Source organism: Novosphingobium sp. HNCC26DJ243 (assembly GCF_057180545.1).
Genome location: NZ_JBXUGN010000001.1, coordinates 1,102,634 through 1,122,500, shown reverse-complemented (window position 1 = coordinate 1,122,500; position 19,867 = coordinate 1,102,634). Strand labels below are relative to the sequence as shown.

The 19,867-nt window shown below is 64.7% G+C and carries 18 protein-coding genes and 1 tRNA gene (1 of these 19 only partly in view); 14 read left to right on the top strand and 5 right to left on the bottom strand.

Translation table 11 applies throughout. The annotated features are described in order from the left end of the window. A protein-coding gene (locus AC2A04_RS05405) for a PAS-domain containing protein (protein ID WP_484211281.1) crosses the window boundary here: on the top strand, positions 1–1,669 show its 3' end. Its footprint begins 1,676 nt before the window's first position; 1,669 of the gene's 3,345 nt are visible here — the last part of the coding sequence; the start codon falls outside the window, past its left edge; its stop codon occupies positions 1,667–1,669. Here AC2A04_RS05405 and AC2A04_RS05400 read toward each other — a convergent pair. After that, positions 1,652–2,275 carry a response regulator transcription factor gene (locus tag AC2A04_RS05400; RefSeq protein ID WP_484211689.1) on the bottom strand — a complete coding sequence of 208 codons (624 nt, stop codon included), beginning with the start codon at positions 2,273–2,275 and terminating at the stop codon, positions 1,652–1,654. The genes AC2A04_RS05405 and AC2A04_RS05400 overlap by 18 nt on opposite strands. Before the next feature lie 143 nt (positions 2,276–2,418). Continuing rightward, the gene (gene acs, locus AC2A04_RS05395; RefSeq protein ID WP_484211280.1) at positions 2,419–4,368 is read right to left on the bottom strand and encodes an acetate--CoA ligase; all 1,950 of its coding nucleotides are present in this window, start codon (positions 4,366–4,368) and stop codon (positions 2,419–2,421) included. Positions 4,369–4,541: 173 nt separating this feature from the next. Between acs and AC2A04_RS05390 the strand changes: the two genes are divergently transcribed. The 12 genes from AC2A04_RS05390 (at position 4,542) to AC2A04_RS05335 (ending at position 16,914) form a co-directional block, all read left to right on the top strand. Then, the gene (locus AC2A04_RS05390) at positions 4,542–5,978 is read left to right on the top strand and encodes a DcaP family trimeric outer membrane transporter (RefSeq protein ID WP_484211279.1); all 1,437 of its coding nucleotides are present in this window, start codon (positions 4,542–4,544) and stop codon (positions 5,976–5,978) included. 31 nt (positions 5,979–6,009) lie between these two features. Further along, positions 6,010–7,773: an MFS transporter gene (locus tag AC2A04_RS05385; protein WP_484211278.1), complete on the top strand. Its 1,764-nt coding sequence runs from the start codon at positions 6,010–6,012 to the stop codon at positions 7,771–7,773. A 70-nt stretch (positions 7,774–7,843) separates the two neighbouring features. Beyond that, positions 7,844–9,727 carry an AMP-binding protein gene (locus AC2A04_RS05380; protein ID WP_484211277.1) on the top strand — a complete coding sequence of 628 codons (1,884 nt, stop codon included), beginning with the start codon at positions 7,844–7,846 and terminating at the stop codon, positions 9,725–9,727. A gap of 32 nt (positions 9,728–9,759) precedes the next feature. Then, on the top strand, positions 9,760–10,095 hold the full coding sequence (locus AC2A04_RS05375; protein ID WP_484211276.1) for a DOPA 4,5-dioxygenase family protein: 336 nt from the start codon (positions 9,760–9,762) through the stop codon (positions 10,093–10,095). Between the two features lie 104 nt (positions 10,096–10,199). Beyond that, the gene (locus AC2A04_RS05370; RefSeq protein WP_484211275.1) at positions 10,200–10,475 is read left to right on the top strand and encodes a hypothetical protein; all 276 of its coding nucleotides are present in this window, start codon (positions 10,200–10,202) and stop codon (positions 10,473–10,475) included. After that, positions 10,475–10,933: a hypothetical protein gene (locus AC2A04_RS05365; protein WP_484211274.1), complete on the top strand. Its 459-nt coding sequence runs from the start codon at positions 10,475–10,477 to the stop codon at positions 10,931–10,933. The genes AC2A04_RS05370 and AC2A04_RS05365 overlap by 1 nt, the downstream gene beginning before the upstream one ends. A gap of 72 nt (positions 10,934–11,005) precedes the next feature. After that, positions 11,006–11,728: a response regulator transcription factor gene (locus AC2A04_RS05360; protein ID WP_484211273.1), complete on the top strand. Its 723-nt coding sequence runs from the start codon at positions 11,006–11,008 to the stop codon at positions 11,726–11,728. Beyond that, the gene (locus AC2A04_RS05355) at positions 11,725–13,035 is read left to right on the top strand and encodes an ATP-binding protein (protein ID WP_484211272.1); all 1,311 of its coding nucleotides are present in this window, start codon (positions 11,725–11,727) and stop codon (positions 13,033–13,035) included. Before AC2A04_RS05360 ends, AC2A04_RS05355 begins: the two co-directional genes overlap by 4 nt. Before the next feature lie 122 nt (positions 13,036–13,157). Next, positions 13,158–13,853: a carbonic anhydrase gene (locus AC2A04_RS05350; protein ID WP_484211271.1), complete on the top strand. Its 696-nt coding sequence runs from the start codon at positions 13,158–13,160 to the stop codon at positions 13,851–13,853. After that, entirely contained in the window at positions 13,850–15,391 is a 1,542-nt protein-coding gene (locus AC2A04_RS05345) for a SulP family inorganic anion transporter (protein WP_484211270.1), read from the top strand. Before AC2A04_RS05350 ends, AC2A04_RS05345 begins: the two co-directional genes overlap by 4 nt. A gap of 232 nt (positions 15,392–15,623) precedes the next feature. Continuing rightward, positions 15,624–16,469, top strand: a complete 846-nt coding sequence (locus AC2A04_RS05340) for a TorF family putative porin (RefSeq protein ID WP_484211269.1) — start codon at positions 15,624–15,626, stop codon at positions 16,467–16,469. Between the two features lie 118 nt (positions 16,470–16,587). Further along, complete coding sequence (locus AC2A04_RS05335; protein WP_484211268.1) at positions 16,588–16,914, top strand: hypothetical protein; 327 nt, start codon at positions 16,588–16,590, stop codon at positions 16,912–16,914. 7 nt (positions 16,915–16,921) lie between these two features. Here AC2A04_RS05335 and AC2A04_RS05330 read toward each other — a convergent pair. Then, positions 16,922–16,996: transfer RNA gene (locus tag AC2A04_RS05330), tRNA-Gln, on the bottom strand. Between the two features lie 89 nt (positions 16,997–17,085). Further along, complete coding sequence (yghU, locus tag AC2A04_RS05325) at positions 17,086–17,952, bottom strand: glutathione-dependent disulfide-bond oxidoreductase (protein WP_484211267.1); 867 nt, start codon at positions 17,950–17,952, stop codon at positions 17,086–17,088. 111 nt (positions 17,953–18,063) lie between these two features. On the opposite strand from yghU, the gene AC2A04_RS05320 reads away from it, so the two are divergent. After that, a complete protein-coding gene (locus tag AC2A04_RS05320) occupies positions 18,064–19,107 on the top strand; it encodes a DNA topoisomerase IB (RefSeq protein ID WP_484211266.1) in 1,044 nt (347 codons plus the stop codon). Positions 19,108–19,134: 27 nt separating this feature from the next. Here AC2A04_RS05320 and AC2A04_RS05315 read toward each other — a convergent pair whose 3' ends face one another. Beyond that, positions 19,135–19,824 (bottom strand): HAD-IA family hydrolase, encoded by a 690-nt coding sequence (locus AC2A04_RS05315; RefSeq protein ID WP_484211265.1) that lies wholly within the window; start codon positions 19,822–19,824, stop codon positions 19,135–19,137. Positions 19,825–19,867: the final 43 nt, after the last annotated feature.

Here is a 19,867-nt window from a genome sequence, read left to right as displayed (position 1 = left end):
GGACCTTATTGCGGGCGTGGTCGGTACCGGATCGGCGCGTGCACTTGTGGCATCTGCACTGGCTGGCGGCAGGATGAGCCTTGAACAGGTCACGCGGCTGCTCGACGAAGGCGGGCAATCGCTCAGCTTCTCGCGGCAGCTTCTGGCGGCGACGTTCGAGAACCTTCAATCAGGCATCAGCGTCATCGATTCCGATCTGAACATCGTGGCCTGGAATGCGCGTTACATCGACCTGTTCGATTATCCGCACGGTCTGGTTCGGGTCGGGGTGCCGATCGCGGACCTTATCCGGTTCAACATCGAGCGCGGAGGGTTTGATGGGCCGGCAGACCGTGAGGTCGAAAAGCGCCTGAAGCATCTGCGGGCGGGCCGCCCCTACGCCAGCGAACGGGTAAGGGGGGACGGTCACGTCATCAAGGCGGTCGGGGGCCCCATGCCCGGGGGCGGCTATCTGACTGCCTTTACCGACATTACCGATGACGTTGCAGTACGGCGGGAGCTGGAGCAGACGCTAGGCGCGCTCGAGCAACGGGTGGAGGACCGGACGCGGGAGCTCAGCGAAGCCAATGCAAGGCTTGCGGCGTCGACGCGCGAGAAGACGCGGTTCCTTGCAGCGGCCAGTCATGATCTGCTTCAGCCGCTGCACGCGGCCCGCCTGTTTGCCTCTGCTCTGGATCGCAACCTGGAAGGGAGCGCGAAGATCCTCGCGGGCCGTGTCGATCGTTCGATTGTTGCGGCCGAGGATCTGCTGCGCGCGCTGCTCGATATTTCCAAGCTCGATGCAGGTGGCGTGCAGCCCGACATCGCACTGGTCGACCTTGATCCGTTGCTTGTCGACATTGCCGAAAACCTGCGCCCGAGTGCCGAGGAAAAGGGCCTGACGCTGCGTGCGGCGACCACAGCAGGCTTCGTCAGCACCGATGCCGGACTGCTGCGTTCCGTGATCCAGAATCTCGTCGCCAATGCCGTGCGCTATACGGTTTCAGGTGGCGTAGTTGTCGGCGTCAGACGCCGGGGCAGCGAAATCCGCATTGACGTGGTCGACAGCGGGGTAGGAATTCCGCACGATCGGCAGGGCGACATTTTTGCCGAATTCACCCGCCTCGGCGCGGTGGAAGCAGAAGGTCTCGGCCTCGGACTGGCCATTGTCGAGCGTATCGTGCGACTGCTCGGCGCGCGCATAGAGGTGGCGTCTCACGAAGGAAGGGGAAGCCGCTTCAGCGTGTGGTTGCCCGCTGCGCAGGGTCCGTCCATCACCAAGGCGGAAGACATGCCGGAGCCATCGGTGCCGGATCGGCGCAACGGCAGATTGCTGCAAGTTCTGGTTGTCGATAACGAACCCGATATCGTCGATGCCACGCTGGCACTGGTCGAAGGTCTGGGGCATCGCGCGGTCGGCGTATCCGGCGGGTTCGATGCCATGGCCCGTATCGCGGGATCGGACGTCCTGCTGGCCGATTACCATCTCGATGGCGGCGAGAACGGCCTGGATCTGATCGACCGGGCACGGCGGATCAATCCGCAGATTGCCGCAGCGCTCATCACTGCCGAAAACGGGACTGATTTGCGCAACCAGGTTCTGGCGCGGTCCATTGCGCTGTTCGTGAAGCCGGCCGACCCGGCCGAGATCGCGGCGTGGCTTGCGCAGGCTTCAGCTCGCGAGATCTAGCCCCAGCGATCGTGCGACAAGCGCTGCCTGCGTGCGGTTCTGCACATCGAGCTTGCGCATGATCGCTGTCATGTGCGCCTTCACGGTCGCCTCGCTCATGCCAAGGTCGTAGGCGATCTGCTTGTTGAGCTTGCCCTCGAGCACTGCGAGCAGGACCTTGAGCTGGGTCGGGGTCAGGCCGGCGACTTCGCGGCGGACGCGATCGACCGGCTCGTGCGACGACACGGTGGATTTCGCACCGCCCAGTGCGCTGCGGATGGCATCCTCGATGCGTGACAGGTCTGCATCCTTGCGCAGGAAGCCGACCGCCCCAAAGGCGCGAGCCTCTTCTGCGACGAGCGCGCCTTCCGCGCTCGACACGACGAGAATGGGAACCTCGGGGCATTCTGCATGGAGCAGGGCGATGCCCGAATAGCCGACAGCGCCCGGCATCTTGAGATCAAGCATGATCAGGCGAAGGCCGGTGGTCTCGGATGCGGCTTTGGCCGCTGCTGCCAGTGTTCCGGCCTCGATCACCTGCGCATCCGGAGCGACGCTGGCCAGTGCAAGCGCCAGCGCCTGCCGGAACAGCGGATGATCGTCCGCAATCAGTACCGTGCCGCCCAAGGCGATTTCCTTCCCCTGCACCCTTGCGCGCATCCTAGCTGCCAACGGGCAACTGGCAACGTCTATCGCACGGGCGATCGGTGGGGGGAGGGAGCGAGGGCATCCGCTGGTTTCAGACCTTGCGGATGCCCTCGGTCAGGTCTTCAGGCGCCGACCAGTTGCGGCCGGTTGGCGATGAGGTTGTCGACCACCGATGGATCGGCCAGCGTCGAGGTGTCACCAAGGTTCGAAAAGTCGTTCTCGCCGATCTTGCGCAGGATGCGGCGCATGATCTTGCCCGAGCGGGTCTTGGGCAGGCCGGGAGCGAACTGGATCACGTCGGGCGTGGCGATCGGGCCGATCTCGTGGCGGACCCACGCGATCAGTTCCTTGCGCAGCGCATCGTCGGGCTCGACTTCGGCATTGCAGGTGACGAAAGCATAGATTCCCTGGCCCTTGATGTCGTGCGGCATGCCCACCACGGCGGCTTCGGCCACCTTGGCGTGGGCCACCAGCGCGCTCTCGATCTCGGCCGTGCCCATGCGGTGGCCCGAGACGTTGATCACATCGTCGATGCGCCCGGTGATCCAGTAGTAGCCGTCTTCGTCCCGCCGGCAGCCATCGCCGGTGAAATAGAGGCCCTTGAACGTGCTGAAATAGGTCTGGAAAAAGCGCTCGTGATCGCCCCAGACAGTGCGCATCTGGCCAGGCCAGGAGTCAGTGATGACAAGGCACCCGTCGGTTGCGCCATCGAGATGCACGCCGTCGTTGTCGACCAGCGCGGGCTTCACGCCGAAGAACGGGCGCGAGGCGGAGCCGGGCTTCAACGGCGTTGCGCCGGGCAGCGGCGTGATCATCGCGCCGCCGGTCTCGGTCTGCCACCAGGTGTCGACGATCGGGCAACGGCCATCACCCACAACCTTGTGATACCATTCCCAGGCTTCGGGATTGATCGGTTCGCCGACCGAGCCCAGCAGGCGCAGCGAGGCGCGGCTCGTCTGCTTCACCCAGTCGTCGCCCTCGCGCATCAGGGCACGAAGGGCAGTCGGCGCGCCGTAGAAGATTTCGACCTTGAACTTGTCGACCACCTGCCAGAACCGGCTCGGATCGGGAAAGTTGGGCACGCCCTCGAACATCACCGTGGTCGCGCCGTTCATCAGCGGGCCGTAGACGACATAGGAATGCCCGGTGACCCAACCGATGTCGGCCGCGCACCAGTAGATCTGGCCGGGGCGATAATCGAACACGTACTGGTGGGTCATCGACGCCCAGACCGAATAGCCGCCGGTGGTGTGCAGCACGCCCTTGGGCTTGCCGGTGGAGCCTGATGTGTAGAGGAGGAACAGCGGGTCCTCCGCGTTCATTTCCTCAGGTACGCACTGCGTGGGCTGGTCGGCCACGGCGCTTGTCCAGTCGACATCGCGCCCCTCGACGAAGTTCACGTCCGCTCCGGTCCGGCGCAGCATGATCACGGTGTCGACCGCGGGGCACTGCTTGAGCGCCTCGTCGACGTTGGCCTTGAGCGGCACCTTGCGCCCGCCGCGCAGGCCCTCGTCCGAGGTCAGCACGATGCGGCTGTCGCAGTCGATGATGCGGCCCGCGAGCGCATCGGGGCTGAAGCCTGCAAACACGATCGAATGGATCGCCCCGACGCGCGCACAGGCGAGCATCGCGACCGCGGCCTCGGGCACCATCGGCAGATAGATCGTGACGCGTTCGCCCTTCTGCACGCCCTTGGCTTTGAGCAGGTTGGCAAAGCGGCAGACGTCCTCGTGGAGCTGGCGGTAGGTGATCTCGCGGTGCGCCTCGCCCAGGCCATCGGGCTCCCACAGGATCGCGATAGCATCGCCGCGCGTTGCCAGATGGCGGTCGAGGCAATTGGCGGAAAGGTTCAGAGTACCGTCTTCGAACCAGCGGATGCCGAAATCGGTTTCGTGCAACGAGGTGTTCTTCACCTTGGTGAAGGGCTTGATCCAGTCGAGGCGCTTGCCATGCTCGGCCCAGAACGCTTCAGGATCTTCGACCGACTGGCGATACATCTCGTTGTAACGCGCCTCATCGACCAGCGCATTCTGCGCCCAAGCCGCAGGCACCGGATAGACTGCCTCGCCCATTTCAGGCCCTCCTCTTGATTCTGCTCTCGCCGGGCGGCTTACCGCACCACGGCACGACACCGCTTTTAGACAATAGTCGTAGATGTAAGACCATCCTCTCTCTGGTTGGCCAAGGCCGGTCAAGCGAATGTCCCGTCAGGGTGCCGCAAAATGCAGGCACCGGGAGAGGGATAATGGTTCACACTCGATGGCGCCTAGGTGGGCGGTCGCCTGCGCTCCTGCTCGCAGCCACCGCCCTTACGCTTCCGGTCGCGGCACATGCTGCGGCACCGACCAGGCGGGAGGCCGAGCTCGAAGCGCGCCTGATCCGGCTGGAAACCGAGATGGAAGCCCTGAAGGCTGATCTCGCGCAGGCGAAGGCGACGGTCACGCGCGCCGACAATGCTCAGGTCGCACTGGCTGTCCAGGCGGCACAGAGCGCCGAGGCAAAAGCAGACGCTGCCACGGCAAAGGTCGCTGCTCTCGAAGCCAGGCCGCAGCCTGAAGGCTTCAAGGTGGGCTCGACCACCGTCAAGCTCGGCGGCTGGATTAAGCTGGTCGCCACCAGCAGCCGCTTCAGCGATGGCGAGGTTGCCAACAACGCCTTCGGGCGCGATTTCTGGTTGCCTCAGCAGATCCCCGTGGGCGGCGCGCACTCCGCCCGCGAGCAGGACTTCAGCGCTCGCCAGTCGCGCTTTTGGCTCAATCTCGACACCTCGATCGCGGGGCACAGCCTCAAAGGGTACGTCGAGACCGATTTCGAGACGGCCCCCGGCACGCAAGGGACCCAGCGCACCACCAACGGCTACAACCTCGCGCTGCGCCGCGCCTACGTCCAGCTCGACAAATGGACCTTCGGCCAGGACTGGTCGACGTTCCAGTATACCGGCGCCCTGCCGGAGAGCACCGATTACGTCGGCACGACCGAGGGCACCGTTTTCGTTCGTCAGCCGGTCATCCGCTACTCGGCCAAAGTGGGCGAGGGGATGACGCTGCACGTTTCGGCAGAGAACCCGGAGACCGCCACCGCCACCGCCGGTGCCCCCGCACTTGTCGAGAACGGCGACGACCGCATCCCCGACTTCGCCGCACGCCTCGCCTGGAGCGGCAAGGCGGGCGAATTCTCGCTGGCCGGCCTTGCCCGCGAATTGCGCGTCGAAACCAACGGCGTGGGTGACAGCCGCTTTGGCTGGGGCGTGAGTGCTGCGGGCAAGCTTTACCTCGACGACGCGAAGATCAGCGACCTTCGCTTCATGGCGACATATGGTCAGGGCGCGAGCCGCTACATCGGCGTGAACTTCGCGCCGGACGCGGTGTTCGTGCCCGGCACCGGCAAGCTCGAGAACGTGGCTGTCGCTTCGGCCATGCTGGCCGGACGCGTCGCCATCGCACCGGGCCTGCGCGCCACGATCATGGGCAGCTACCAGCGCGTCGATTATGCCGATGCGCTGACCGCCGCCATGGTCGGCACCTACAACAAGGAAGCATGGAGCGTAGCGGGCAACCTGTTCTGGTCGCCGGTCAAGAATGTCGATCTCGGCGTCGAGGTCCGGCACGGCGAACGCACACTCGTCAACGGTGCAAGCGGCGCGCTCGATCGCGTCGAGTTCGCCGCCAAGTACGGTTTCTGATACATCCCATCAACAAAGGGGGAGAGGATACATGTCTCAACTGGGAATCGCGGATGATTTCACGGCCTTGCCAAAACATCACAGGGCAACGCACAGTGAAAAACTCATCATCACCGCGTCGTCGCTCGGCACCGTGTTCGAGTGGTACGACTTCTATCTCTACGGCCTGCTGACCGCGATCATCGCGGCCAAGTTCCTGACCGGCCTCAACCCCACTACATCGTTCATCATGGCGCTGCTGGTGTTTGCCGCAGGCTTTATCGTGCGCCCGTTCGGTGCGCTCGTGTTCGGCCGGATCGGCGACATGGTCGGCCGCCGCTACACTTTCATCGTCACCCTGCTGGTCATGGGCCTCTCGACATTCCTCGTCGGCTGCCTGCCCACCTACGAAACTGTCGGCGTGGCTGCGCCGATCATGCTCGTGGTGCTGCGCATGTTCCAGGGCCTCGCGCTTGGTGGGGAATACGGCGGCGCGGCGACCTACGTTGCCGAGCATGCTCCTGAAGGAAAGCGCGGCCTCTACACAAGCTGGATCCAGATCACCGCCACGGCAGGCCTTGCCATGGCCTTGCTCATCGTGATCCTCGTGCGCTCGCCCGTCACCGGCGTGGGCGAGGAGGCGTTCAAGGACTGGGGCTGGCGCGTGCCCTACCTGCTCTCGGGCCTGTTCCTCTGCGTCGGCCTGTGGCTCCGCCTCAAGCTTCATGAATCGCCCGTGTTTCAGAAGATGAAGGATGAAGGCACTTCGTCCAGGCGCCCGCTCACCGAAGCATTCGGTGAATGGAAGAACCTCAAGATCGTCCTGATCGCGTTCTTCGGCGCCATCGCGGGCCAGGCCGTCGTCTGGTACACCGGCCAGCTCTACGCGATGTATTTCCTTGAAAAGATGCTCAAGGTCGATGGCCTTACCGCCAATACCCTGATCATCATCGCGCTGGCTTGCGCCACCCCGTTCTTCCTGTTCTTCGGCTGGCTCTCAGACAAGATCGGCCGCAAGAAGATCATCCTGACCGGCTGCGCGCTTGCGGCCCTCACGATGTTCCCGACGTTCAAGATGCTGACCGAGGCCGCCAATCCGGCGCTCGCCCATGCCCAGGCCAACGCTCCGGTCAAGGTCATGGCCAACCCGGCGGAATGCTCGTCGCAGTTCGATCCGGTGGGCGCCAACAAATTCGACACCACCAGCTGCGACATCGTCAAGAACGCGCTCGCCAAGGCTGCCGTGAACTACGAGAACGTCGCCGCTCCTGCCGGCACGATCGCCTCGATTCAGATCGGTGAAAAGACGATCGTCGCTCCCGATCCCGGCAAGGTTTCGGGCGACGAGAAGAAAGCCGCCATTGCCGCCTTCACTGCCCAGGTTGCCGGTGCCCCCGCCGTTGCCGCCAAACCAGCCGAAGGCGGCAAACCCGCGGTCGAGGCCAAGGACGCGGTCACCGGCGAACTGTCCAAGGTCGGCTATCCGGCCAAGGCCAACCCGGACGAGATCAACAAGCCGCTGGTCGTTGCGATCCTGTTCTATCTCGTCCTGCTGGTGACCATGGTCTACGGTCCGATCGCGGCGATGCTGGTCGAACTGTTCCCCAGCCGCATCCGCTACACCTCGATGAGCCTGCCCTATCACATCGGCAACGGCTGGCTCGGCGGGCTTCTCCCCGCGATCGGTTTCGCCATGGTGGCGGCCAACGGGGATATCTACCACGGCTTCTGGTACCCGGTGATTGTCGCTGCCGCCACGTGCGTCATCGGCCTGATCTTCCTGCCGGAAACCTACAAGCGCAGCATCGACGACTAAGGTCGCACTGGAGCGGGTATCGGTTTGCGCCGATACCCGCTCCACCGATTCAACGAACACGGGTGAGGGCATGAGCGAAGCCTACGAACGCGCCTGGCGCGAAAGCAGCGACAATCCCGAGCAGTTCTGGAGCACGGCGGCCAAAGCCATAGATTGGGCGAGCGAGCCTGCCGGAAGCTATGACCAGGCCATCGGCTGGTTTCCCGGCGGCACGCTCAACACCTGCGCAAACTGCCTCGACCGTCACGTCGCGTCCGGCTTGGGTGATGCGCCCGCGCTGATCTACGATAGCCCCGTCACCGACACGATCCGCCGCTATTCCTACGCAGAAATTCTGGCCAAGACCGGCCGCGTCGCTGCCATGCTGGCGGCACTGGGCGTGGTCAAAGGCGACCGCGTGATCATCTACATGCCGATGATCCCCGAAACGGTCTTTGCCATGCTCGCTTGCGCAAGGCTCGGCGCGGTTCATTCTGTGGTCTTCGGCGGTTTCGCTCCGCTCGAACTGGCCAAGCGCATCGACGATGCCGGTCCCAAGGTGCTGCTCACCGCGTCGTGCGGGATCGAGGGCGCGCGCACCATCGCCTACAAGCCGATGGTCGATGAAGCTCTCAAGCTCGCCCATCACCAGGTAGAGCGCGTCGTGATGTTTCAACGTGATCGCCTGCGCGGCAGCCTTGTAGAGCCGCGCGATCTCGACTGGGACACGCTGCGCATGGCAACCTCGGGCGATCCTGTGCCCGCACCCGTGGCCGTCGCGTCATCCGATCCGCTCTACATTCTCTACACTTCGGGAACGACCGGTACGCCAAAGGGCGTCGTGCGTGAAAACGGTGGCCATGCGGTCGCTCTCGCATGGTCGATGCAGAATATTTACGGCATCGGGCAGGGCGACACCTTCTGGGCTGCATCCGATGTCGGCTGGGTCGTCGGTCACAGCTACATCGTCTATGCCCCGCTGCTCGTCGGTGCGACAACCGTCCTGTTCGAAGGCAAACCCGTCGGCACGCCCGACCCCGGCACCTTCTGGCGGACAATTGCGCGCCATGACGTGAAGACCTTCTTCACCGCGCCTACCGCGATCCGCGCGATCCGCAAGGAAGACCCGGACGCCGCTTTCCTCAAGGCGATCGGTACCGGAAGCTGTCAGGCGGTCTTTCTCGCTGGCGAACGCGCCGATCCGGACACGATCGGCTGGCTCGAGGAAAAGTCCGGTCTCCCCGTAATCGATCACTGGTGGCAAACCGAACTCGGCTGGCCCGCCATCGCCTCATGCTTTGCGCTGGGCGATTTGCGCCGCAAGCGTGGCAGCGCGGGCTTTCCCGTGCCGGGCTATGCATTCGCCATTCTCGACGAGGGCGGGCAACCGGTACCTCCCGGCCACAGCGGCGCGGTCGTCATCCGCGAGCCGCTCGCCCCCGGAGCTTTCCGCACCCTGTGGAACAACCAGTCAGGTTACGCGAAGAACTTCGCGACCTTTCACGGATTCTATGAAACGGGCGACGCCGGATTCATCGACGAGGACGGCTTCGTCCATATCATGGGCCGTACTGACGATATCATCAACGTCGCCGGGCACCGGCTCTCGACGGGACAGATGGAGCAGATCGTCGCCAGCGTCGATGGTGTTGCCGAATGCGCGGTCATCGGCGCGGACGATGCGATCAAGGGCATGGTTCCGCTCGCGTTCGTGATTCCGCGTGCAGGCTTTGAACAGGATGACACGCTCGCAAAACGGGTGGTCGCTGCCGTCCGCACCGAACTTGGCGCGGTTGCCGCGCTCAAGACCGCCTTTGTTGCCACGGGCCTTCCCAAGACGCGGTCGGGCAAGATCCTGCGCAATCTGTTGCGCAAGATCGTCAACGGCGAGGAATGGACGACGCCGCCCACGATCGAAGACCCTTGCGTGCCCGAGGCGCTTGCCGCGCTGGTGCGCCAGCACGAGACCGCTTGATCGCATCGGGCAGGTGGGGCAGGGCAGGGGCCATGCCCCGCTTCACCGACTACCACGCGCATTTCTATTTCGACCCTGACGAGGCCGAGGAAGCCGGCGCGCTTTGTACGGCGATGAGGGATGCGCTCGGCATCGCGATGGGCCGTGTCCACGCCCGCCCGGTCGGACCCCATCCGCGCGGCTCGTGCCAGATGACGGTGCCCGCCGCGCGCATCGGCGAGGCGCTCGAATGGATGATGGCGCACAGGGGCCGCTTCACCGTATTTGCGCACGGCAACAGCGGTAATGATCTGGCCGATCACACTGCCCATGTGCTGTGGCTCGGCACCAGCGAAACGCTTGACCTCAGTCAGTTTGCACGCGGTTGACCATTTTTCTGCAATGCAGCAACATTTTGTCACGACAGCGCCCATGACGCGCAAACTGGGGTGACCAGTTACCGGGAACCGATCAACCGTACCGGAGCCCGTTCATGCTGCTTGCTACCCTCTTTTCCGCTGCGCTTGGCGCTGCACCCGCTCCTGTCATCAGCGATGCCCCGTGGGGCGTGACGTGCGCTGCCGCGCCCGGCCGTCCGAACAAGTGCCTTCCGCACAAATCCGCACGTGATTCCGCACCAAAGCAGGCTGCTGCCGCGCGCATCGTCTGCCATCCCGATCCCACCAAGAGCATCGCCTGCTTCAATCAGAAGTCGCGCAAGGCTGCCGAGCAGCGCGCCGAAGCGGCACGCCAGGCGGACGAAGCCTGATGCGGGCCAGTCGCCCCGTCGTGCTGTCGTCCCTCTGCGCCGGGGCGGCATTGGCAATCGTCGCAATTCCCGCAGCAATCGCAGCCGAAGCAAGCCACGCCTGGCAGATCGAGCATGAAGTCGTCTACGAAGGCGCGCATCTCGATTTCCGCACGGCAACGATGGAAGTTGCCGGACGCAGCCATGTCGTCCCGGTCAGGTCCGCTGCGCGATGGGAAGAGGATTGCCCGGGCCCAGACAGCATCGGCGGCACCTGCAACCTCCACGCCCGCGTGACCTTGCACCTCAGCGATGCCGCCATGCGCGATCTTGCTGCAACATGGTCGCAGCATGGTCGTAACAAGGTTCGCGTCCGCTTTGAGGATGCGCATGGCAATGCGGTCAGTGGAAAGCTGGCGCCGGACCATGTTGCCAGCCTTGTCGAGGCCCATCGCGCGAAGTCCGACGGACGCTCCTGATCTTCTCTCCTTGGCAGCCGGTGCGGGGAACCCTATCTTCCGTCCCGGCCGCCGCAACCATACCGGAAACGCATGCAATCTCCCTCGATCGTACTGGTGGAAGACGATGGCCCGCTGCGGACGCTGACCGCACGTGCGCTGCGCGAAAACGGCTACATCGTCCGCACTGCCGCAACCGGCGCCGAAATGTGGGTCGCGCTTGAAAGCGAACCTGCCGATCTCGTCGTGCTCGACATCATGCTGCCCGGCACTTCCGGCATCGAACTTTTCCGCCGCCTGCGCCGTCAGAGCGACGTGCCGATCATCTTCGTGAGCGCGCGCGGCAGCGAGGAGGACCGGGTCCTGGGCCTCGAGCTTGGTGCCGACGACTACCTCGCCAAGCCGTTCAGCACGCGCGAGCTGGTCGCGCGCATCGGTGCGGTCTTGCGCCGCAACACGCTGGCGGGAACCGACAGTGCGGGCGATACCGGATCGCGCAGCGGCGACATCCGCTTCGATGGCTGGAGCGTCTCGATGGCGCGGCGCGAGCTGCATTCGCCCAGCGGCGCAATGGTCGATCTGACCGGCGCGGAGTTCGACCTGCTCGCCACCTTCATCGGCCAGCCCCAGCGCGTGCTGGGTCGCGAACGCCTGATCGAGCTGTCCCGCACCCGGCTGGGGGACAGCTCCGACCGCAGCGTCGACGTCCTCGTCAGCCGCCTGCGGCGCAAGCTGTCGGCAGCGGGCGGCAACGCCCCGATCGTCACGGTTCGCGGCGTCGGCTACATGTTCAAGGCGGAAGTGGAGCGCGCTTGACGCTGTTTCGCCGGTTTGGCCTGCCCGAGCGGCTTCTGGCGATCCTTTTGCTGGTCGCCGGGGTGGACTTTGCCGCCAACACCCTGCTGTTCGATCGCGCCAGCCGCTTTGCTCTGCGCGAGGACGACGCCGCCCGGGTCGCCGAACATCTGGTCATCGCCAGCCGCGCGATCGAGCGCACGCCCGTGGCAGAGCGTGCGCGCGTCGCGCGCGATCTCAGCACGCCGCGCTTCGCCCTGGAATGGCACGAAAAGGGCGGGCGCCCGACCGGTAGCGTCGCGCTTGGCGGCATGCGCGAACAGATCCTCGATGTTGCCGCCGAGCTCGATCACGCCGATCTGCAACTGCACCTCAAGGCGCTCGGCTCGTCGGGCAACATCGTCGGCTCGGTTCTCCTTACCGATCGCAGCGTTCTCCAGTTCCAGACTTATGCCAGCGACGCGTGGACGTTGAATGCAGGGCGCATCGTCACGCTCCTGCTGCCCACGCTCGTCCTCGTCATGCTCGCCTGGGTGCTGTTCCGCGCCACGCTCGCGCCTTTGGGAACGCTGGTCCGCGCCACGCGCAAGGTCGGCGCCGGCCCTCCGGTGCCTGTGGCCGAGCAGGGCACCGGCGAAGTGCGCGAACTGATCCGCGCCTTCAACCTGATGCAGCAGCGCATTCACCAGTCGATGACCGACCGCATGCAGTCGATGCTCGCCATCGGCCATGATTTGCGCACGCCCCTCTCGCGCATGCAATTGCGGCTCGAGCGCACCGGTCTCGACCAGGAAACGGTCGGCGACATGACCGATGACCTGGGCGAGATGCGCCACATGCTCGAATCGCTGCAGGCCTTCGTCGAGACCGGCGGTACGCGCCTGCCGCCCGAGCGTATCGACGTTGCAGTCATGGTCCAGACGCTGGTCGACTCCGCTGCCGACGATGGCCAGGACGCCAGGTTCGACGGTCTGGAAAGCCTCGAGATCATGGCCCGGCCGGTTTCGATCCGAAGGGCTTTTGCCAATCTGATCGAAAACGCCCTGCATTATGCCGGCAATGTCCGCGTCACCGTGCGGCGCGACGGCGATTTTGCCGAGCTTGCCTTCGAGGACGATGGCCCCGGCATTCCGCCGGACCGGATGGAGGACGTTCTCCAGCCTTTCGTCCGGCTCGATAGCGCGCGCAGCCGCGACACACCGGGCATGGGGCTTGGCCTGCCGATCGTCGCCCGCGCCATCGCGCTCGACAACGGCACGCTGCACTTGCGAAATTGCGAGAGCGGTGGCCTGTGCGTGACGGTCCGACTTCCTGTAGCGATGGTCTGAAACAAAAGACATATTTCGTTACATGCCCGCCCACGACGGGAAAGCCAGCCATCCTATTTTCGTTCGCAATCGCGGCACAAACGCCGCGGTCAGCCACTTCCTCCATGGAAAGGATGACACCTATGAACGAACTTCTCGGCCGCGTCTTCAGCTTCGAAAAGACGACTTTCCCCGACAGCCGCGAGCTGTTCGGCAAGCTTTCAACCCAGGGCCAGTCGCCCAAGGCACTGATGATTTCCTGTGCAGATTCGCGCATCGTGCCCGAACAGATCATGCAGGCAGAGCCCGGCGAACTCTTTGTCTGCCGCAACGCCGGCAACATGGTCCCGTCCTATGCGACAATGAATGGCGGCGTGTCCTCGACCGTCGAATATGCCGTCGTCGCGCTGGGCGTGCGCGACATCATCGTCTGCGGCCACTCCGACTGTGGCGCGATGAAGGCGCTCTCGGCGCCCGAAGAACCCAAGGGCATGCCCAATGTCGTCGCCTGGCTGCGCCACGGTGCGGCTGCAGAGCATGTCATTTCCAGCTGCTCGCCGCACCTTGATGGTGACGAGCGCGTGCGCGCGGTCAGCCTGCAGAACATCATTGCCCAGATCGCGCACCTGCGTACCCACCCTTCGGTGGCGGCCGCCATCGCGCGCGGGGAAATGGCGCTGCACGGCTGGTTCGTCGATATCAGCGCCGGCATGGTGCTCGGCCTCGATGGTGACACCGGCCAGTTCGTGCCCCTGCGTGAAGATCGCCCGCTGCCGGTCGCGCTGCCTGCGCAGACCCGCGCCGCAACCGAACCGCACTTCGCCGAGGCAGCCGAATGACGGCCCGCCCGGCTTCAGCCGAAAGAGGAGCGGAAGCGGGCCCCTTCCGCTTCTTCGCGCGGGACTTCACCGCCTCGATCGTCGTCTTTCTCGTGGCCATGCCATTGTGCATGGGCATCGCCATCGCTTCGGGCGTTCCACCTGAAAAGGGCCTGGTAACCGGCATCATCGGCGGCCTAGTCGTCGGCCTGCTTGCCGGTTCGCCGCTGCAGGTGAGCGGCCCAGCCGCTGGCCTTGCCGTCATCGTGTTCGAATTCGTGCGCGACAACGGCCTCTCCGCGCTCGGTCCTGTCCTTGTGCTTGCGGGCGCGCTGCAGTTCGTTGCGGGCGTGGCGAAGCTGGGCGGCGTTTTCCGGGCAATCTCGCCCGCTGTCGTTCATGGCATGCTGGCCGGTATCGGCGCGCTGATCGTCATCGGCCAGTTCCACATCCTGTTCGATGCCAAGCCCATGTCCAGTGGCGTCGAGAATCTCGCGATGATGCCTGCGCGCGTTCTCGGTCTGACGCCGTTCGATCTGCGCTCGACCGAACTCGCGCTCATGCTCGGCTTGCTGACCATCGGCACCATGATCCTCTGGGAAAAGGTCAAGCCGGCACGGCTGGGGCTGTTGCCGGGCGCACTGCTCGGGGTGCTGGCGGCAACGCTGGTCGCATCCTTCGCAAGTCTTGAAGTTGCGCGCATCACGGTCCCCGATTCGATCGCTGCAGCCTTCGCACTCCCCGATGGCGGCGCGTTCGGCGTGCTGGGCAATCCGTCTCTGCTGCTCTCGGCGGTCGCCATTGCGTTCATCGCCAGTGCCGAGACGCTGCTCTCGGCCGCTGCCGTCGATCGCATGCACGATGGCATGCGGACCGACTACAACAAGGAATTGCGCGCTCAGGGCTTGGGCAACCTCCTGTGCGGCGTGTTCAACGCCTTGCCGATGACCGGCGTGATCGTACGCTCCTCGGCCAACGTGCAGGCAGGTGCCATGACGCGATGGTCGGCCGTGATGCATGGCGGCTGGATTCTCGGCTTCGTCGCTCTCCTCCCCTGGCTCCTGCGTGAAGTGCCGATGGCGGCGCTGGGCGGCGTGCTTGTCGTGACCGGTTGGAAGCTGGTCAGCCTCAAGCAGGTCAAGCACCTGTTTCGCGTGCACGGCGTCTTCCCAGCGGCGATCTGGGCGACCACATTCGCGCTGGTTGTCACCACCGACCTCCTGACCGGCGTGCTGGCGGGTCTGGCGCTGTCGGCACTCGAAGTTCTCCCGCACCTGCGAAATTTGCGCTTCCGCGTGGGCGAAAGGCCGGCTGGCGATTCGGTAAGGCTCGAGCTTGAAGGCGCAGCCACTTTCATCGGCCTGAACCGCCTGACCACCGCTCTGGAGCAGATACCCCCTTCGCGTGCCGTTCACGTCGATCTCGATCGCGTTCACGTGATCGATCATACGACCGCAGAAATGCTCAACGAATGGCTTGTCCGCCGTCGTCTGCGCGGAGATGCGGTCAAGGTGACCGGCCCTGGCACCGTTCTCAGGACCCTTGCGCATGCGGCCTGACGAGAACTGATAGCACTCCGGCACCTCGCCGGGCAGGCCCCGACCCCCTAACTTCGGCCTGCCCGGCAGCTTTTTTTGCAATGCAGTATCAGACACACTTCGTAACCAAAGGGCAAAACCCTGGACAAAATTAGGCGGTAGATAACAGGCTCCGTCCTGACAGTGCTCCATCGAGAGGCCCTGCACGGCGGACGTAGGTGGAACGTGATAACCTTTACAGGGAGCGTTCCGTATGAAGATCCGTTTGGCCGCAGCCGTGGCTGCAATCGCCATCGCCACCGCCGCGACCCCCGCCTTCGCGCAGGAAGAAGAGTCCGGCCCGATCACCGTCTCGGGCAGCGCAGCGCTCGTCTCCGACTATCGCTTCCGCGGCATCTCGATGACCGACAAGGAAATGGCCGTTCAGGCCGGTGCCACCGTGACCCACGAGAGCGGGCTTTATGTCGGCACCTGGGGTTCGAACCTTGCAGGCTGGGGCACGTTCCTCGGCTCGAACATGGAACTCGACATCTACGGTGGCTACAAGACCGAGATCAGCGGCCTGACCGTCGACGTTGGCCTCACCTGGTACATGTATCCGGGTGGCCTCGACAAGACCGACTTCGCCGAACCCTACGTCAAGGTCTCGGGTACCGCAGGCCCTGCCAGCGTGCTGGTCGGCGTCGCCTACGCGCCCAAGCAGGAAGCGCTTGGCCAGTGGTACAATTCGGGCGCGTCGGCCGTGACCGGCGTCTATGACAACCCCGGCGCCAAGGCCGACAACCTCTATCTCTGGACCGACGTCGCCGCCGGCATTCCCGAGACCCCGCTGACGCTCAAGGCTCATCTGGGTTACACCAAGGGCGGCAACGAAGGCCTTGGCCCTCAGGGCACCTCGGTTTCGCCGACCGGTGAATACGTCGACTGGATGGTCGGTGCGGACTATGTCGTCGGGCCGGTTACGCTCGGCGTCAGCTACGTCGATACCAACATCAGCGATGCCGAAGGCGCCTACCTCGCGCCCAACTTCTCCTCGACCAAGGACGGTTCATCGATCGCCAGCTCGCGCGTCGTCGTCTCGGCCACGGTCGCTTTCTGATCTGACTTTCCTGCACGCATGACGACTGCCCTCTCTTCCTCCGGGGAGAGGGGGCTTTTTCGTTGCGCAGCTTCCTGCCGGGATTACCCTGCTCGTCCAGCCGGGCATGGGATGATGCATGAACCTGATCGAACACGCGCTCGTGGCCCTTGCCATACAGGCCGCCATCGGCCTGTTGACGCGCAATTGGTGGGCAGGCGCGGCACTGGCCTCCGGTTACTTCCTCGGCCGCGAGATTGCCCAGGCCGAATATCGCTGGATTGAACAGTTCGGCCACGGCCTGCGCGCCAACATGCCCTGGTGGGCCCCCTTTGACCTCCGCGTCTGGCCCAAAGGCGATCAATGGGCCGACTGGATCGGCCCGCTCATCACCACCAGCGCGATGGCTACGGCCATGGCGCGCCGGAAACTGCGAGCCGCAAGGTGTGGCGATGTCGGGATATGAAAAGTCCTGGCTGGGGCGGCAGGATTCGAACCTGCGAATGCCGGTACCAAAAACCGGTGCCTTACCACTTGGCGACGCCCCATCAGGAGGCGCGCTTATAGCGCAGGCGGCGCGGATGAAAAGGGGGGCTCGGCCATACTTTCAGGCACGGCGCGAGCCCGCCGGTGAAGGTCAGAATCCCTTCACAATGCCCTGCAGCTTCTCGGGCGGCAGCGCGTCGAAATCGCTCGCGTCGTGGCGCTCGGCGATGCGTTTCTGCGAGTTCACCAGACGCCCGCGCAGGACGCCGGGGCGTGCGTCAATCTCGCCGACCCAGCGGCCCACGTGCTCGTATTCGTGCATCGACAGGAACGTCGCCGCCTCGCCATAGGCCTCGCCGCGATAGAGATTGCCGAACCAGGTATAAGTCGCGATGTCGGCGATCGTGTAGTCGTCGCCGGCCAGAAAACGCGTCTTGGCCAACTGGCGGTTGGCGACGTCGAACAGGCGCTTGGTTTCCATCGAATAGCGGTCGATGGCGTATTCGATCTTGATTGGTGCGTAGTTGTAGAAGTGCCCGAAGCCACCGCCGATGAACGGTGCGCTGCCCACCTGCCAGAACAGCCACGAAAGACATTCGGCCCGCGCCGCGCCCGAGGTCGGCAAGAAGACGCCGAACTTTTCGGCCAGGTGCATCAGGATCGCGCCTGATTCGAATACGCGGAACGGCTCGGGGCCGGACCGGTCGACCATCGCCGGGATCTTCGAATTGGGATTGATGTCGACGAAGCCGCTCGAAAATTGATCGCCCTCGAAGATCTTGATCAGCCAAGCGTCGTATTCGGCGTCCGAATGCCCGAGCTGGAGCAGTTCCTCCAGCATGATCGTCGCCTTCTGGCCGTTGGGCGTGCCCAGCGAATAGACCTGGAACGGGTGCTTGCCGACCGGCAGCTCTCTCTCGCTCGTCGGCCCCGCGATCGGACGGTTGACGTTGGCAAAGGCGCCGCCGTTGGCCTTGTCCCACGTCCAGACCTTGGGGGGAACATATTCTTCGGACATGGCTGGCTCCTTTGTCGGGAATTGTTAGGGTATCAAACTATCTTGGCGTTCCGGGCGCGATACCGCAAGTGGGCCCGGAACCGCAAACGGACATCGCCCGTTCGCCCGAACATGGAAAGCAAAGCCCCAACGCACAAGTCCGCACTGGTCTTCCCGGGACTGGTCTTCGTCGACGACAGTCTCCCCGGCGTTACCCGTCGCCGCAGCGGCAGGGGCTGGGCCTATTTCGACGCGAAGGGCACGCGCATCAAGGACCGCGCCGAGATCGACCGGCTGAATGCCATCGCCCTGCCGCCCGCCTACCGCGACACCTGGTACTGCCCCGCGCCCAACGGCCACATCCTTGCCACCGGGATCGACGCCAAAGGGCGCAAGCAATACCGCTATCACCCCGATTTCCGCAGCGCGCGCGAGGGCGAGAAGTTCGACCGCTGCGCCGCATTCGGACGGCTACTCCCGCTGGTGCGCAAGCGTGTCGAGGAAGACCTTGCAGCACCGCGCCTCACGCGCGAGCGCTGCATCGCGGGCGTTGTCCGCCTGCTCGATGGCGGCGGCATCCGCATCGGCAACGAGGCCTATGTCCGCGCCAACAAGAGCTTCGGGGCGACCACGCTGCGCATGCGTCATGCCGAGGTCAAGGGCCAGGTCCTGCGCCTTCGCTTCCGCGCCAAGTCGGGCAAGGAGCGCGAGATGCGCATCACCGACCGGGGCCTCGCCCGCTTCGTCAAGAAGATGCAGGACCTGCCCGGCCAGCACCTGTTCCAGTACGTCGACGACGATGGCAGCGCCTGCCCGGTCGGCTCGGCCGAGGTCAACGACTGGCTGCGCGAAACCATGGGCGACGATTTCACCGCCAAGCACTTCCGCACCTGGCGCGCCAGTGCGCTGGCCTTCGGCCTGCTCGCCGAAGCGCGCGAGAAACTGACGCTCAAGGCCTTGCTCGAGCAGGTATCCGCGCACCTCGGCAACACACCCGCAATCGCGCGCAAGAGCTACGTCCACCCTGCGGTCCTCGCACTGGTCGACGATCAGGAGACGTGGCGCGCAAGCCTTCGTCTCCCCCGCGCAACACGCTGGCTGTCGCGCGAGGAACGCGGGTTGATCGATCTGCTCGAAGGCGCTCCGGCGGCTGCGGAACTGCTGGCCGTGGCCTGAAATGCGCGCGAAGGACGCGCGCAACCCTTAGCCCAACCGCTCCAGCGTGCCCACCAGATCGTCGAAGTGATCTACCACCGCATCCGCGCCCAGATCATCGGGCGGCACATCGCAGAACCCGAAGCGCACCGCCACGACCGGCAATCCCGCCGCCCGCGCCGCGCCGACATCGAACGTCGTGTCGCCCACGAATGCCGCGCGCCCGCCGCCGCAGCGATCGACCATCGCGTGGAGCATGTCGGGGCGGGGCTTGGCGGTGCCCGGACCCAGTGTATCGCCGCCGATGATGGCGCCGAAGCGGTGCGCCAGCCCCAGCTCCTCGAACAGCCGCACGGCAAGGTGCTCCTTCTTGTTCGTCGCGATCGCCAGCGTCACTCCGCGCGCCTCGAGCGCATCCAGCATTGCGCCGCCGCCGGGAAACAGCGCGGTATGGTGCGCGATGTTCTCTCCATAGAATCGCACCAGCTCCGCCTGCAGGCCGTCGAACGCATCCTCGTCCACCCCGCCCGATTCCGTCAGGGCAGAGCGCAGCATCTGGGCCGCCCCGCCGCCGATATGCCGCGCGACTTCGTCCAGCGGCACGGGAGATCGCCCTGCCAGCGCCATCGCATGATTTAGCGCAACGCCAAGGTCGCGGCTGGTATCGAGCAAGGTGCCATCAAGGTCGAAGCCGACGATGTCGAAAGGAAAATCTGCGTCGAAAGGAAAATTTGCCATCGGGGAGCCAACTGGCCTCCCGTTCTGGAAAGCGCAAGAATTG